Source organism: Burkholderia lata (assembly GCF_000012945.1).
Lineage (GTDB): Bacteria > Pseudomonadota > Gammaproteobacteria > Burkholderiales > Burkholderiaceae > Burkholderia > Burkholderia lata.
In genome coordinates this window covers 1,663,475-1,678,487 of sequence record NC_007511.1, presented here as the reverse complement: position 1 = coordinate 1,678,487, position 15,013 = coordinate 1,663,475, and the positions used below count along the sequence as shown (strand labels likewise).

The following is a 15,013-nucleotide window of genomic DNA, read 5'->3' as shown; positions in this document are numbered from 1 at the left end:
ATTGACGCGCCGGAGCGCACGCCATTACCCTTGCGCGCTGATGGTTCCCGGAAACGGGATCAAAAGGGAACGCAGGAGAGGCAGCGCCTCGAATCTGCGGCTGCCCCCGCAACTGTGAGCGGCGAATCCGTGCCACTGCATGCCACTGGGAAACCGGGAAGGCCGGCACGAATCAGGACCCGCGAGCCAGGAGACCTGCCATCGACCCGAGGTCCAAGCAGCCGCACCGGGCGGGGTGTCCCGATGCGCCAACACCGCCTTTGGCGGTGCCCGTTGCATGGACGGCCCGACCTCAGGATCCGCCCGATGTCCACCATTACCGCATCCGCTTCCGCACCGGAAGCGTCGCGCCGGCACGCCGCCGGCATGCACGGCCCGCCCGCTCGCGCGTGCCGCTCCCTGTCGATCGCGTCCGCCGGCATATGCCGCGCCGACGCCCGCGACTGCGGCCCGCTTGGCCCGGTCGCGCGATAGCCCGATCACCGATAACAAAACCGGTGCTGCCGCCGCCCGCCCTCGATCGCCGCATGCGCAGCCCGACAACAACGACAGCCTCATGAAGATTCGACACCTCCTTGCCACGTCCGCCGCGACTGCGCTCCTCTCGCCGCTCGCCCACGCTGCCGGCGACACTGCGGTTTCGCAACCGGCCCCGGCCGCCGACAGCGCCGACCTGCCGACGATCAACGTGACCGACGCGCGTCGGCTGCCCGAGTCGTTCGACCAGCGCTATGCGACGACCCAGGTGCTCACGCGCACCGATCTCGACCGGCTGTCACCGAGCGACCCGAGCATCACGCAGGCGCTCGCGACGCTGCCCGGCGTGACGGTCTCGCAGAACGGCGGGCCCGGTTCGTCCGCGTCGGTCAGCATCCGCGGCTCGTCGGCAAGCCAGGTCGCCGTGTTCATCGACGGCATCCGGATCGGCTCGTCGACCACCGGTATCGCGCCGTGGGCGGACCTGCCGACCGAAGCGTTCGAGCGTGTCGAAGTGATCTCGGGGCCGGCCGCCGCGTCGTTCGGCGCCAATGCGATGGGCGGCGTCGTGCAGCTCTTCACGCGCCGCGCCGCCAACCAGCCGAACCAGACGACCGTGTCGTTCGGCGGCGGGTCGAACAAGACGTTCGACACGCAGCTCCGCACGTCGGGCACGGTGCCGTCGACCGGGCCGCTCGCCGCGCTCGGCGGGCTCACCTACTCGCTCGGCCTGCACTCGTACAACACGGCCGGCATCGATGCGACGCGCCCTTTTGCGTACGGGCATGAGGCGGGCCGCAACCCGTACCACGCGCAGGATCTCGATGCACGCCTCGGCTACGCGCGCGACAACTGGTCGATCTCGACGTTCGCGCTGTATCACCGGTCCGATCTGTCCTACGACAACAGCGGCTATGGGAACCGCCAGCTCGATCATCAACTGACGACCGGCATCGCGTTCCATCTCGACATCACGCCGGACACGCAGTTCGACCAGTCCTTCGGTTATTCGAACGATCGCGGGTTCATCTACGCGAGCGATCCGACCATCCCGACCGACCAGATCAATTCGCAGCGCATCAGCACGTCGACGTCGCTGACGCATCAGGAGCGCGGATTCCATCTGTTCGGGCTGCCGCTGTCGGGCGAAACCAAGCTCACGTACGACTTCACGCGTGAGCAGGCATTCCTGCCGGTCGACATTCCGAACGGCGTGCCGACGCGCAATGATTCCGCGTTCTCGCTGCATCAGTCGGCAACGCTCGGCAGCGTCACGATGTTCCTCGCGGGGCGTCATGAAATCATCGCCGGGCAGTCGGTGAATACGGGTAACGCGGCGCTGTCGTGGGCGATCACGCCGGTGTACACGGCACGCGTGTCGTACGGCAATGCGTTCCGGCTGCCGACGTTCAACGACCTGTATTACCCCGGCTACGGCAATCCGAATCTCAGCCCGGAACGCAACACATCGGTCGAGGCGGCGGTCGATGCGAACACGTCGTACGGTACGTTCACGGCCGCGATCTATGACACGCGAGTCACCAACCTGATCGCGTACAACCCGGCGACGTTCTCGCCGATGAACATCGGTCGCGCGCATATTCGCGGGATCGACCTGTCGTACAAGGGGACGATCGGCCGTTCGACGCCGGTGAGCGTCGCGGTCGGGATCCTGAATCCGCAGGACGAGACCAACGACTCGTGGCTCAACCGCCGGCCGCGCCAGACGGTCAGCCTCAACATCGATCACACGTGGGATGAACTGCACCTGCATGCGTTGAGCACGGGGGCGTCGCTGCTTTATGGCGGCACGACGTTCGACGATCCGGCGAATTCGACCTATCTGCCTTCGTACCTGACGGTGGGCCTGCGCGCGTCGTACCGGATCAATTCGCACGTGACGGTATCGGCGACGGTGTCGAATCTGTTCGATCGGCAGTACATGACCGCGTATGGGTACAACACGCTCGGGCGGACGGCGTTCGGGAAGGTGACTTATACGTTCTGACGGGGGAATGCGACGGCCTTGACGTGCTGAGCGGCGCGGCCCCGGTCGGAACATACGCCGGGGCCCGCCCGATCGGGCTTGCGCAACGGCTGCTTCGGCCGCGAAGCGAACATGGCCGTCTCATCCCAACCGCCACGACTCGACGGCGTCATGCGTCTCCCTGGCCGCGCCTCCTGGACGACGGGTACGCCACGTCGAAAACGTCATCCGGCCTGATGAAGACGACGCGCCTACCGGGGAGGCCCGAACCAGGTGTTCATCGCATTCTGAAGGCCGTCCTGTGTGTCGATACCCGCCCATGCGACGTATCCATCGGGCCGGATCAAAGCGGACGTCGGCGCGGCAACCCGGCCAAGCGCGGGCAGATCCCATGGGCCGTCGTATCGGGCGTGAACCAGTTCGATGCGATCCGACCAACGCGTGATATCGACGCTTCCGGGTACGCCGAGATTCAACAGCACCGGCCGAGCGTTCCGGAGCAGCGCAAAGACGCGCACGGAACCGTCGGCCGTGATCAGATCGAGGTCCGGCATGCGGCGACCGACCAGTGGGTGCCCTTCCCCGAGTGCGTAACAGAGCCCGAGCCCGGACATCTCGGCGGCGACTCGCTTGCGAGGCTCATCCATGCGGAGCCATTCCGCCGCGACTTCACGCAATGCTTCGGTGCTGTCATCGGTACGCTGCAACGCAACCTGCGCCATCGTCGTGCGCAGCACGCGAGCCGCAACCGGATGTTGCTCCGCGTGATACGTGTCGAGCAGCCCGTCGGGCGACGTTCCTTTCACCACCTGGGCCAGTTTCCACCCCAGATTCACCGCATCCAGCACGCCGATGTTGAGGCCCTTTCCGCCCACCGGAGAATGCACGTGGGCAGCATCGCCGGCCAGGAGAACGCGGCCCTTGCGGTAAGTGGCCGCTTGCCGCGCCATGTCCGTGAACCTGGAAATCCACGTCAGGTTATGGGCACCGTAGTCGGTTCCGCATGCGGCGACTAGCGCTTCCTTCAGATCGTCCAGCGTAGGCTCGGCTTTCGCGCCGACCGCCTTTTCGGTCACCATGACGCCGACGGGGCCTTCGGTGGCAAAGACGATCTTGCCGTCGCGAATTTCGTACGCCTCACGGCCGAACGCATGGATGCCCAATGCCGTGCGATGGACGCCCAAGGGCGGCTCCTCGGTCATCTCGCACTCGGCGAGAATACTGCTGGTCGTCGCATCCCATCCTGGAAACTCGATGCCGGCGCTTTTGCGGACGAAACTCCGGCCGCCATCGCACCCGACGAGATAGCGCGCCCGCAGTGGCGCGCGACCGGACAGCTCGATGGTGACGCCCGTGTCGTCCTGCGCGAAACCCGTCAATTCGCAGCTGCGATAGATCGGCACCGCCAGTTCGTCGACCCATCCGGCGAGAATGCGCTCGATGTGTTTCTGGCGCAGCCCCAACACGTAGTTGTGCCGGGTCGGAAAATCGCTGATGTCCAGGCGAATCGACGCAAACCCAGTGACTTGCGCCTTCTGGCCTTCGGCGAGGAACCGATCCACGATGCCGCGTTGATCGAAGATCTCGAGCGTCCGCGCAATCAGCCCGCCGGCGCGCGAACCCGCAAGCGACTGATCGGAGCGGCGTTCGACGATGGCGACATCGACGCCGGCCAGCGCCAGTTCGCCTGCCAGCATCAAGCCGGTGGGTCCGCCTCCGGCGATGACGACCTCATGTTCTGCAACCTGCATCGACCACCTCGCGAAATCAATGTGACGACGCTTGCTTGTCCTTCATCTCGATGAGCTGAATCAGGTTTCCGCAGGTATCGTCGAACACGGCCATGCGGACCGTGCCGGCATCCATCGGGTCCACGAGGAACCTGACGTCCTTCGCGCGCAGTTTCTTGCATTCGGTGTCCAGATCATCGACCTGGAATGAGGCTGCGGGTATGCCGTCTTCGACCAGCGCGTGCTTGAAGGGGCCAACCGCCGGGTGCTCGCTCGGCTCCAGCAGCAGTTCCGTTCCACCGGGCGCTTCACTCGATACGACGGTGAGCCAGCGGTGCTCGCCCAGCGGCACGTCATGTTTCACGACGAATCCGAGGGTGTTCGTGTAGAAGTCCAGCGCCCTGGACTGGTCGTCGACAAAGACGGACGTGACATAGATTCTCATGGGTTGTTTCCTTCCTCGAGATGTCGCTGAAGCCAGATGTCCGCCGCTTCCCGCAGCGGCTGGAGATCGAGAGAATGAATCTTGGTTCGGCCCGACCAGGAGATGCGAACCAGTCCGGCCTTCTCCAGCATGTCGAGATGCTGGGTCACCGCCTGCCGGGAGATGGCTTTTTCCCCCGTTGCGACGGCTACCGCGCAAATCTGGAAAAGCGACTGATCGGGCTGCTCGCGCAACCGATCGATGATCCTGCGGCGGATGGGGTCGGCAAGCGCCTTGAAAACATGGTCAAGCTGTTCGGCGTTCATTGCGCATGATATGCAATGATTTTATTGCATGTCAACCGCAGCGAATCCGGGTTTCACGGGGCGGAGCCGGGTTGCGCCGGCCGACGGCACGGCCCGACCTTCCCGCTCTGGCACCCGCCCGTGGGATTATGATGGCCCGATCGGCAGCCACGGCGTTGCCTGCCCGCGCTTCCCGATGCATTGACCGTCACGCAACGCGCCATCCTGAGCGCAGCGACTGGGGTGAACCATGGATCAAGGCGGAGACTTCATCGTGCGCACCATGTCGGCCGACGAGGTCGCCATGTCGGTCGCATGGGCGGCTGCAGAAGGCTGGAACCCCGGCCTGCACGATCCCGATTGCTTCAGGGCAGCAGACCCGGCCGGGTTCTTCGTCGGCGTCTGGCGCGGCGAACCGGTCGCGTGCATCTCGGCTGTCGCTTACGACGCGCACTTCGGCTTCATCGGCCTCTACATCGTGAAACCCGGGTTTCGCGGCAAAGGCTTCGGGATCCGAACCTGGGAGCACGGCATGCGTTACCTCGGAGACCGCAACATCGGGCTCGATGGTGTCGTGGCCCAGCAGGCGAACTACGGGAAGTCCGGATTCGAACTCGCGTACCGCAACATCCGCTATGAGGGGCGCGTAGACGGCATCGGGTGTGCGCACGTGGCGGCAGCGGCCGACGTGCCGTTCGGGCAGTTGCTTGCCTACGATCGCGAATGCTTTCCCGCGGCGCGCGAGCGTTTCGTCACCACCTGGATCGCGCAGCCGGATGCCGTTGCGCTCGCGACGATCGACGCAGGCCGTGTCGCCGGCTACGGTGTCGTGCGCCGTTGCAAGACGGGCTGCAAGATCGGCCCGCTCTTCGCCGATGACGCAGGCGTTGCCACCGGGCTGTTTCGCGCGCTGGCAGCGCGCATGCCCGGCGAGGTCATCGTGCTCGACGTGCCGGAAACGAACCCGGCGGCCATCGCGCTGGCCGAACGGCACGGCATGACAAGCGTGTTCGAAACCGCGAGGATGTACACGAAGGACGCACCGGCGATTGCGATCGATCGCGTGTTCGGGGTGACATCGTTTGAGCTGGGGTGATCGGCACGAACATGGCGGTGGCCGAGTTCGGAAAATTGACACCGCCATCAAAACTAATACAATTAGCTGCTTGACTAATTTGAGTAGCATTCGCCATGCCACGCGCCGGCATCACCCTGGACAAACTCGTCGAAGCGGGCGCACAGCTCGCCGATGAAACCGGCTTCGAGCACCTCACCGGTGCCGCCCTCGCGCGTCACTTCGACGTCAAGCTCGCCAGCCTGTACTCGCACATCCCGAATTTCGACGACCTCAAGAGCCGCATCGCCCTGTTCGCGCTGAAGGAACTCGCCGATCGCGCGACCGACGCATTGGCCGGCCGCACCGCCAAGGACGCGCTAACCGCACTCGCCAACGTCTATCGCGACTACGCACGCGAGCACCCCGGCCGCTTTGCGGCCGCACGTCACCCGTTGAGTGCCGAACGCGCCGCCGAAAGCGCGGGCGGCCAGCTCGTCAGGATGACGTCGGCCGTGCTGCGCAGCTACGCCATTCCGGAAGGCGAACAGGCGCATGCGATCCGTCTGCTCGGCGGCTTTTTCATGGGCTACGTCACGCTCGAAAGCGCGGGCGGTTTCTCGCACAGCGCACCGGCGTCCGACTCGTCGTGGTCGCGCAGCCTCGATGCGCTGGACGTGATGCTGCGCCACTGGCCTTCTGCCGCATGACTCGCCCAACGTTCAACGGAACCGAATCGATGAAAGACAAACCCGACGGCGTCGTCCTGCCGCGCCGCGTCGTCCCCTTCCCGGCCTCGATCAGCGACGAAGCGCGCACCGCGTTACAACGACTGGTCGGCAGCGATGGCGTGCCGCTGAACGCACTGCACGTGATGCCGGCCCCGGACGATTTCGACGCATGGATACGCGTGAAGGCGGCCGCCGACGCGCACTACGCGGCGGCCGTCGAGCAGCTCGGCGGCTATCTGCGCTCGAGCGTGGAGACGATCCGGGCCGGCGCGGCGGACGTCCATGTCGCCACGCCCGAAGCAGCCGCTTCCGGCGAATGCGCGTACATCGAGCTGCATGGCGGCGCACTGGTGCTCGGCGGCGGCGCCGCGTGCCGCGCCGGCGCGCAGATGCAGGCCGACCGGCTCGGCATTCGATGCTACGGCGTCGACTATCGCCTGCCGCCCGAGCATCCGTATCCGGCCGCGCTCGACGATTGCATCGCGACGTATGCCTACGTGCTGGAGCGCTACGCACCGGAAAACATCGTCATCGGCGGACGCTCGGCGGGCGGCAACCTCGCCGCCGCGATGGTGCTGCGCGCCCGCGACGAAGGCTTGCCGCTGCCGGCCGCGCTGGTGCTGCTGTCGCCGGAAGTCGACCTGACCGAATCCGGCGACAGCTTCGAAACCAACCGCCTCGTCGATGTCGTGTTGCCGTCCTCGCTGATGCCGAACAACCTGCTCTACGCGAACGGCGCCGATCTCGCGCATCCGTATCTGTCGCCGCTGTTCGGCGATTTCTCCGCCGGTTTCCCGCCGACGTTCATCCAGAGCGGCACGCGCGATCTGTTCCTGTCGAACGCGGTCCGCCTGCATCGCGCGTTGCGGCGCGCGCAGGTGCCGACCGAGCTTCACATCTTCGAAGGAATGCCGCATGGCGGGTTCATGGGCGCGCCCGAGGACAGGGAACTGAGCCAGGAAATCGCGCGCTTCGTGCGTGCGCATTTGCCGGCGTTGAATTGAATCCATCCGTTGAGGGTCGACCGATGAACGGCAAACCGCACAAGCACGACATCAGCATCGGCCCGGATCGCTGGATCGAATTCGGCGATCTATCAGGCGGCCACGCGCAGGCGGCCGCAATCGATCCGTCTCTGGCAGAGGTCATGCCGTTGATCGATGTACTGGAGACCCACTGTGTCGCCGAGTGCTGCGGCGTCGACGCATTCGGTTTCTGGCCGGACGAGATCGAGGTTGCGGTGGCCACGCAGGATCGCGATGCGCTGGCGCGACTCGTCGACGATCTGCTGTCGGTGCAGCGTTCGATCGACGCGTTGCCGTCCGAGATCGTCGTCAGCACGCGAATGAACCATTATTTCCGGAAGGCGGTGTTACTCGAGTTGCTCGCACATATCCGGACGACGATCGACGCGATCCGTCGATCGACCTAGATGACACCGCGCACGCCCGCGACGACCTGAATCACGCCGAATACCGCGATCACCGCGGCCGACACGCGCGACAGCCCGTGCATGAACGCGAACGACATCTTCGTGCGCAGCGCGGCGGTCGTGCCGCTCAGGCACAGCCACCACGTCGCGGAACCGATGAACACACCAGCGACCATCAGCGCCACGGCCGGCCACATCGCCCCGTCCCGCGCGCCCGACAGCGGCCCGAGCGCCGCGAAGATCCCGACGAACGACAGGATCGTCATCGGGTTCGACAGCGTCAGGCCGAACGTCGTCAGGAAATCGCGCAGGACGGTCGTGCGCGGCAGGTCGCGCAGCGCCGTCGACGCGGCCGGCGCCTGCCGCGCGACGGTCCACGCCAGCCACACGAGAAACGCGCCGCCGCCGATTTTCAACCCGACGGTCAGCATCGGGAAGGCCGTGACGATACCCGCGATGCCGAGCGCACCGAGCAGGCCGTAGATCGCATCGGCGCACGCGGCGCCGACGCCTGTCGCGAATCCCGCCTGAAAGCCGCGGCTCAGGCTGCGCTGGATGCACAGCATGCCGATCGGTCCGACCGGCACCGCAATCGACAGCCCCATGACGACGGACTTGATGAACAGCATCGCCTGCTCCTTGCGACATGTAACGGGTGGAACAGGCATCGTAGGGAAAGTCCCGTCATCGCTGAATGCGGTTTTTAAGGAAAAATGGCCACTCCGCCTTAAAAAATCCCGCCGCGATGGACGATCTGGACTGGAAGGTACTGACGCTGCTGCAGGCCAACGGCCGCATCAGCTACACGGAGCTGGCGCGCCACGTGCACCTGTCGGTGCCGGCGGTAACGGAACGCGTGAAGCGGCTCGAAGCGGCCGGCGTCGTCGAGGGCTATACGGCCCGGATCAATCCCGCCGCGGCAGGCTATCCGGTCAGCGCCCTGATCGGCATCACGGTGCCGCAACCGGCAAAAGCAAAATTCCTCCGGTTGCTGGAGACGATTCCCGAAGTCGTCGAATGCCATCACGTGACGGGCGCGGACTCCTACATGATGCGGCTCGCCGCGATCAGCATGACGCATCTCGAGCAACTGATCGAACGCATCAACCTGTACGGCGAAACACGCACGTCGATCGTGATGTCGACGCCGCTGCCCGTACGCGGGCTGGCGCGCCCGCCGTCGCAGCGCGACGTCGTTCGCGATTGATGCATCGAGAGGCCCCGTCCGATCCGCTTCCCGCAGGCGATCATCAAGTAATTCTGGTCGGCGGCAACCGGCAGCCGATTTTCGCGTGACCGGTTACCGCCGCGACGATCGAAATCGATCGACTACTTGCCGCCCAGGCCACCCAAGCCGCCCAGCAATCCGCCCACCAACCCCGTAACAGGCGCGAGCGGATTGGAGAGACCACCCAACGGTGAGCCGCCGCCCGTACCGCCCGTGCCGGTCGCGGAACCGTTGTGGACGGTCGCCGGAATGCCGCCAACCACGCTCGTCACCAGGCCGGCGACCGGCACCGCGCCGTTCGCTCCGTTCGGGTTCACGAGGCCGCCCGCGTTGGTCACGGTGTTGCCGACCGCGCGTACGAGTTCGCCGACGCCGCTGACCAGCGGCTGGGGCGACGTGGACGTCACTTTCCATCCCGCCGACGTGATCGCGCCGCCGATCTGCCCAAGCAGGCCCGCGACGGGCTGCCCGAGGCCGGTCGCCGTGCCGACCTGTTGCGTGACCTGGCCGACCGTCGTGACGAGCGGCGTGATCGCGGTGCTGATCGCCTGCGTCGTCTGCTGGACCGGGCCCGACGACAGGGCCGAGCCGAGCATGCTGCCGCCCGTCTTGAGGCCGCCGGCGACGGTGTCGAGCAGGCCGCCGACCGGCGTCGTGAGCGGCGCCAACGGCGACAGCGGGCCGGTGCCGAGCGCCTTCACCGTGTCGCTGAGGCCGGTGACCGGGTTGCTGGTCGAGCCGACGATGGAGCCCAGCCCGGCGACCGTCGTGCCGACGGGGTTCGCCGTGAAGCCGGTTTGACCGATGCCGTTGCTCACGGCGTTCGTCGTGTCGCGGATGATCGTGCCCGCGCCGGTGACCGTGTTGCCGAGGCCGGTGGTCACGCCCTTGGTCGGTCCCGGCGGGCTCGTGCCGGTGATCGTGGCGCCGACGTCCATGACGACCGCGCCGACGGAACTGATGATGCCGTTCGTGCCGGGGGTGCCGCTTGTGCCGCTTGTGCCACTGGTTCCGCTTGTGCCACTGGTTCCGCTTGTGCCACTGGTTCCGCTTGTGCCACTGGTTCCGCTTGTGCCACTGGTTCCGCTCGTGCCACTGGTTCCGCTCGTGCCACTGGTTCCGCTCGTGCCACTGGTTCCGCTTGTGCCACTGGTTCCGCTCGTACCGCTGGTTCCGCTCGTACCGCTGGTTCCGCTCGTACCGCTGGTTCCGCTCGTGCCACTGGTTCCGCTCGTGCCGCTCGTGCCGCTGGTTCCACTGGTTCCGCTCGTACCGCTGGTTCCGCTCGTGCCACTGGTCCCACTCGTGCCGCTGGTTCCGCTCGTGCCACTAGTCCCGCTCGTGCCACTGGTCCCACTCGTACCACTGGTTCCGCTCGTGCCACTCGTACTCGTTCCGATGTTGTTACCGCTCGGCGGCGCCGTCATATCGCTACCGCCACACGCAGCCAGCGTGCAAGCCGTGGCAATGGCAGCGAGCGCCACGTTCGCCTTGATGAAATGATTTTGCATGGAAGCTCCCCGTTCGCTTTTAAGCTCGATCACCTCAATAAGCATCGATCGTGCCATTGCGATCAGCATCAACGACGACTTCACACACACGCCGGACCGCCGCATCCCGACGGCCTTCCCGAGTGCGATGCAGGGCATCCGGGCCCGACCTCGCGACCGTGACCCACCCTTGCGTCACGGGTAACGCGTGCGTAACACGAGGCTCTGCGTTACGTAGCATCGCGCGGCGAAAGATGCAGTCCTGCCGCCGTCGCCATCATTCAAGCACTCGAAACGACACCGTCGCCAACACCTGCCCCCATAATTCACACTCGCCGCCCGAATGGCGCCCCGATTCCCGACAAGGACCGACGATGAACACCCCGCGTGAAGTGCTGAAAGCCGCCGACATCGCGGCGATGGAACCGGACCATTCCGTCCACCCGTTGAACGAGAATGCCGTCCGCCTGAAGCGCTCGCTTGGCGACGCAACCGGGCTGACGCAACTCGGCTTCCATCTGATGACGTTGATGCCCGGACACGAATCGACCGAATACCACCGGCATCTCTACGCGGAAGAATGTGTCTATGTCCTTTCAGGAACCGGCGAGGCAATCGTCGGTGGCCAGACCCATGCGATCGGCCCGGGCGACTTCATGGGATTTCCGCGCGGCGGCGCCGCGCACACGATGCTGAACACCGGCGCGCTGCCGCTGGTCTATCTCGTGGCGGGCGACCGGCCGGAACACGACGTGTGCGACTATCCGAAGCTCGGCAAGCGGCTGTACAAGGCGGGCGCCGACAAGGTTTTCGTGGATCTCGGCACCGCCCCTGCGTGATGCCGGCATCGCCCGGCGAATCTCACACCACCAGCGACGCGACGATCGCGCACCACAACGCAATGGCGCCGCACAGAAACACGCGCCGCGCGACTAACATCCGCCCTTCGTCGTCGGGCGCTTTCATCGGCGAGGTGGCGAGAAACGGCACGCTGACGAGGCACGCGAACCCGGCCAGCGCCGGCAGGATCACGACGTAGTCGCCGAACCGCCACGGCAGCGGCTCGTGCCAGCCCCAGTAGCCGAGAAACAGCATGCCCATCGAAAACATCGTCGCGGCAGCCGAACTAAGCGCGACCACCGATCCCGTCGGAAATTGCATGGGAGCCTCCCCTCGCGCAGCGTGCGCGACGCCGGATCATTATCCCGGCACGCCGGCAAAAAGCACAACGTCGACCGCAACCGACGTCTCGTTGCGCGCCCGTCAGCCGCTCATCTCGCCCAGGATCGCCATGATCTCCTCGGCCAGCAGCAGGCTCGCGAGCCCCCGGCCGTGCTTTTCGCGGCGCATGAGCGCAAGCACGTTGCGGCTGAACGCGCGATCGCGGATCGGCCGGTAAGTCAGGCTCTCCTGACGATATTCCTCGGCGATATCGAATTTACTCAGGAACGCGATGCTTTCGCTTGCGGCGGCAAGACGTTTCATCGTCTCGATCGAATTGGTGCGGAACACGGGCTCGACGTCGATCCCCGCCTCCTCGAACGTATCGGCGACGATGCCGTGCATCAGCATCGAGCGGTCCGCAAAGATCAGCGGATACGACGCGCAGTACGCGAGCGGGATCGACTCCATCCGCGCGAGCGCGTGTTTCGGCGAGATCACCGCGCCCAGGCTCGTATCCATTTCCCACAGGCTTTCGAGCTGCGGCGACGGCGGCAGGTTGAAGCCGAGGCCCAGATCGGCTTCGCCGCTGGCGAGTGCATCGGCGATCTCGCGCACGGACATCACGCGAATCGAAATCTTGATGTGAGGATGCTCCGCGCAGAAATTCGCGGCCGCGGTGGAGGCAATGCCGCTGGCGAGGCCGGTGACCGTCGCGATGATCACCTCGCCCTTCTGCAGCGTCTTGAGGTTGCGGATCTCGGCCTCGACCTGCCGGTACTCCGACATCGTCCTGCGCACGTGCGCCAGCAGGATCTCGCCGGCAGGCGTCAGCCGCAACCCGCGCGGCAGCCGCTCGAACAACGGCTCGCCGATCTCCTCCTCGAGCAGCAGCACATGCTTGTTGATCGCGGACGGCGCGACGTGAAGCTTCTCGCCGGCCGCGCGGATCGAGCCGCACCGCGCGACTTCGTCGATGTAGCGCAGCAATCGTGAATGGAGCATGGCCACGGGTCTCCTGAGTCGGCCCAGCGTACTCGAAAAGCGCACACTCCGTGCAAAAAACGCTGCTTTTTAGAAACGGTGACTTCGGTTTTCATAGGTCCTGTCGCGTTCGCGGGCCGGCGACACACCCCGGCCGCGACGCGCATGTTGCGGCGCCCGCGTTTGCTGCGGCGCAAAAGCAGGTTCAAACCAACCGATGAAAGCGAGACAAGTCATGTACCAAGCAGTCAGCGAGAGAACGGCCGGCACCTCCGGACAACGCGACCAGGTTGCGACGCACTACGACCAGGTGCGCGCGATTTTCGACATTCTCAACGGGAAGAAGGAAGCCGATCTCCTGCTGAAGAACCTGAACATCCTCGACGTGCACAGCGAGACGGTCTACCAGGGCTCGATCCTCGTGTACGACAAGCGCATCGTTGCACTGAACCCCGACGAAACCGCGATCCGGGTGCGCGAGGTGTTCGACGGCGAAGGGCTCTACGCGATTCCCGGCCTGATCGACGCGCATATTCACTTCGACGCGCAACTCGCGCATCCGGCGGCGTTCGCCGAGGCGATCGTGCCGTGCGGCACGACGACGATCTTCTCCGAGTGCCTCGATTTCGTCAGCGCGGCCGGCGCCGAGGCCGTGCCGGCCACCGAGCAGCTGTTCCGCGATCACGACCGCCTGCCGTATCGCGTGTTCGCGTTCGCGCCCGGCAAGAAGACGTCGGTTGAAGTGACCGACGCGCTGCTGAAGATGGACCCGGTGATCGGCCTCGGCGAACTCGCGCACCTGACCTACAGCGTCGGCAACGACGACGACTTCCGCAAATCGGCGCTGGGTCGCGCGAAAGGCGGCTTCATGAACACGCACTGGGGCGTGACGGCGCTGTCGGACATGATGCTGAACTACATGCCGGCGATCGGCGCGTTCGCGAACCACGACGTGTGGAAGGAGGACGACATCGAGAAAAGCGTGCGCTACGGGCTGCAAACGCAGATCAAGTTCGGCGTCGGCAGCCCCGAGGTGATCAAGATCATGCTGCGCGCGATCGTCAAGCGGAAATGGCCGTCCGAGAACTTCCAGCTGTGCGCCGACAACATCTCGGTGGACCGCCTGATGACCAAGGGCCACATGGACTGGATCGTATCGCTGTGCGCGGAGATGGGCATCGATCCGATCCAGGCGATCAAGATGGCGACGCTCTACACGGCGCGCGCGTTCCGGATGGACAACCGCTTCGGTTCGCTGACCCCGGGCCGCTTCGCCGACATCGTGCTGACCGACAGCCTGTCGACGATCAACCCGCGCTACGTGTTCAAGGACGGCGAACTGGTCGCCCGCGACCGCAAGCTGCTGAAGCAGGCCGACGTCGACTATTCGCACATGGTGAAGCAGCCCGTGCCCGGCCTCGGCGACCTGACGCCCGCGCAACTGGATCTCGTGCCGCTGGAAGTCTCCGAAGACGGTACGCAGGCGAAGGTCTACCTGTTCGACGTGTACGGCCGCGGCCACGAAAAGTTCTTCCAGGAAGTGTGGGTGCCGCTGCGCGACGGCAAGGCCGTGCCGGAAGTGGCCGGCGTCGCGCTCAACCGCATCTCGGTCGTGCAGCGTTATGCGAACGGCAAGCGTCACGTGGTCAACGGGCTGTTCAAGGGCGTGTCGATCGAGCGCGGCGCGGTGGCGACGTTCTGGCCGGCACCGAAGGCGTACTTCGTCGCGGTCGGCAACGACAGCGCGGAGATGTGCCACTGCCTGCGGCAGGTCGACTCTTACGTGGGCGGTTGCGTCGTCACCGACGACCGCGTCGTGAAGGCCGTGCTGCCGCTCGACATCTACGGCGTGATGGCGAACATGAGCCTGTCGGACCTGCTCGGCGCGACCCGTTCGATCGACAGCGCGCTGGCAGCGCTCGGCAACCGCAACGAGGGCGAACCGGTGGTGAACAAGCTGCTGACGCTGTTCATCTCGCTCGACCGCTTCGGCTTCATGGCCTGACGCCG

The 15,013-nt window shown here is 65.6% G+C and carries 15 protein-coding genes and 1 riboswitch; of the genes, 8 read left to right on the top strand and 7 right to left on the bottom strand.

Annotated elements, in window-relative coordinates; genetic code table 11:
• The first annotated feature begins 24 nt into the window (after window positions 1–24).
• Window positions 25–217: riboswitch (cobalamin riboswitch) on the top strand.
• A 339-nt stretch (window positions 218–556) separates the two neighbouring features.
• On the top strand, window positions 557–2,485 hold the full coding sequence (locus BCEP18194_RS30200; protein ID WP_041493291.1) for a TonB-dependent receptor domain-containing protein: 1,929 nt from the start codon (window positions 557–559) through the stop codon (window positions 2,483–2,485).
• Between the two features lie 230 nt (window positions 2,486–2,715).
• On the opposite strand, the gene BCEP18194_RS30195 is transcribed toward BCEP18194_RS30200, so the two are convergent.
• The 3 genes from BCEP18194_RS30195 to BCEP18194_RS30185 are packed head-to-tail and all read right to left on the bottom strand — an operon-like array spanning window position 2,716 to window position 4,944.
• Entirely contained in the window at window positions 2,716–4,215 is a 1,500-nt protein-coding gene (locus tag BCEP18194_RS30195) for an FAD-dependent monooxygenase (RefSeq protein WP_011355087.1), read from the bottom strand.
• Between the two features lie 16 nt (window positions 4,216–4,231).
• Window positions 4,232–4,639 (bottom strand): VOC family protein, encoded by a 408-nt coding sequence (locus BCEP18194_RS30190; RefSeq protein ID WP_011355086.1) that lies wholly within the window; start codon window positions 4,637–4,639, stop codon window positions 4,232–4,234.
• Complete coding sequence (locus tag BCEP18194_RS30185; protein WP_011355085.1) at window positions 4,636–4,944, bottom strand: ArsR/SmtB family transcription factor; 309 nt, start codon at window positions 4,942–4,944, stop codon at window positions 4,636–4,638. The genes BCEP18194_RS30190 and BCEP18194_RS30185 overlap by 4 nt, the downstream gene beginning before the upstream one ends.
• A 229-nt stretch (window positions 4,945–5,173) precedes the next feature.
• On the opposite strand from BCEP18194_RS30185, the gene BCEP18194_RS30180 reads away from it, so the two are divergent.
• The 4 genes from BCEP18194_RS30180 to BCEP18194_RS30165 all read left to right on the top strand — a co-directional run bounded on the left by BCEP18194_RS30180 (window position 5,174) and on the right by BCEP18194_RS30165 (window position 8,140).
• Window positions 5,174–6,019 (top strand): GNAT family N-acetyltransferase, encoded by an 846-nt coding sequence (locus tag BCEP18194_RS30180; protein WP_041493290.1) that lies wholly within the window; start codon window positions 5,174–5,176, stop codon window positions 6,017–6,019.
• Between the two features lie 95 nt (window positions 6,020–6,114).
• Window positions 6,115–6,687: a TetR/AcrR family transcriptional regulator gene (locus BCEP18194_RS30175; RefSeq protein WP_011355083.1), complete on the top strand. Its 573-nt coding sequence runs from the start codon at window positions 6,115–6,117 to the stop codon at window positions 6,685–6,687.
• Window positions 6,688–6,716: 29 nt separating this feature from the next.
• Window positions 6,717–7,712: an alpha/beta hydrolase gene (locus BCEP18194_RS30170; protein WP_041493289.1), complete on the top strand. Its 996-nt coding sequence runs from the start codon at window positions 6,717–6,719 to the stop codon at window positions 7,710–7,712.
• Between the two features lie 23 nt (window positions 7,713–7,735).
• Window positions 7,736–8,140 (top strand): DUF6331 family protein, encoded by a 405-nt coding sequence (locus tag BCEP18194_RS30165; protein WP_011355081.1) that lies wholly within the window; start codon window positions 7,736–7,738, stop codon window positions 8,138–8,140.
• On the opposite strand, the gene BCEP18194_RS30160 is transcribed toward BCEP18194_RS30165, so the two are convergent.
• On the bottom strand, window positions 8,137–8,769 hold the full coding sequence (locus BCEP18194_RS30160) for a LysE family translocator (protein WP_041493288.1): 633 nt from the start codon (window positions 8,767–8,769) through the stop codon (window positions 8,137–8,139). The genes BCEP18194_RS30165 and BCEP18194_RS30160 overlap by 4 nt on opposite strands.
• A 116-nt stretch (window positions 8,770–8,885) precedes the next feature.
• On the opposite strand from BCEP18194_RS30160, the gene BCEP18194_RS30155 reads away from it, so the two are divergent.
• Window positions 8,886–9,347 carry an Lrp/AsnC family transcriptional regulator gene (locus tag BCEP18194_RS30155; protein ID WP_041493287.1) on the top strand — a complete coding sequence of 154 codons (462 nt, stop codon included), beginning with the start codon at window positions 8,886–8,888 and terminating at the stop codon, window positions 9,345–9,347.
• Window positions 9,348–9,469: 122 nt separating this feature from the next.
• Here BCEP18194_RS30155 and BCEP18194_RS30150 read toward each other — a convergent pair whose 3' ends face one another.
• A complete protein-coding gene (locus BCEP18194_RS30150; RefSeq protein WP_041493286.1) occupies window positions 9,470–10,879 on the bottom strand; it encodes a collagen-like triple helix repeat-containing protein in 1,410 nt (469 codons plus the stop codon).
• A 353-nt stretch (window positions 10,880–11,232) separates the two neighbouring features.
• Between BCEP18194_RS30150 and BCEP18194_RS30140 the strand changes: the two genes are divergently transcribed.
• Window positions 11,233–11,697 (top strand): cupin domain-containing protein, encoded by a 465-nt coding sequence (locus BCEP18194_RS30140; protein ID WP_011355077.1) that lies wholly within the window; start codon window positions 11,233–11,235, stop codon window positions 11,695–11,697.
• Between the two features lie 22 nt (window positions 11,698–11,719).
• On the opposite strand, the gene BCEP18194_RS30135 is transcribed toward BCEP18194_RS30140, so the two are convergent.
• The gene (locus BCEP18194_RS30135; RefSeq protein WP_011355076.1) at window positions 11,720–12,019 is read right to left on the bottom strand and encodes a hypothetical protein; all 300 of its coding nucleotides are present in this window, start codon (window positions 12,017–12,019) and stop codon (window positions 11,720–11,722) included.
• 102 nt (window positions 12,020–12,121) lie between these two features.
• Window positions 12,122–13,024, bottom strand: coding sequence for a LysR family transcriptional regulator (locus tag BCEP18194_RS30130; protein ID WP_011355075.1), 903 nt, complete (start codon window positions 13,022–13,024; stop codon window positions 12,122–12,124).
• 214 nt (window positions 13,025–13,238) lie between these two features.
• Here BCEP18194_RS30130 and BCEP18194_RS30125 point away from each other — a divergent pair, with 214 nt between their 5' ends.
• A complete protein-coding gene (locus BCEP18194_RS30125) occupies window positions 13,239–15,008 on the top strand; it encodes an adenine deaminase C-terminal domain-containing protein (RefSeq protein ID WP_157687305.1) in 1,770 nt (589 codons plus the stop codon).
• The last annotated feature ends 5 nt before the right edge of the window (window positions 15,009–15,013 follow it).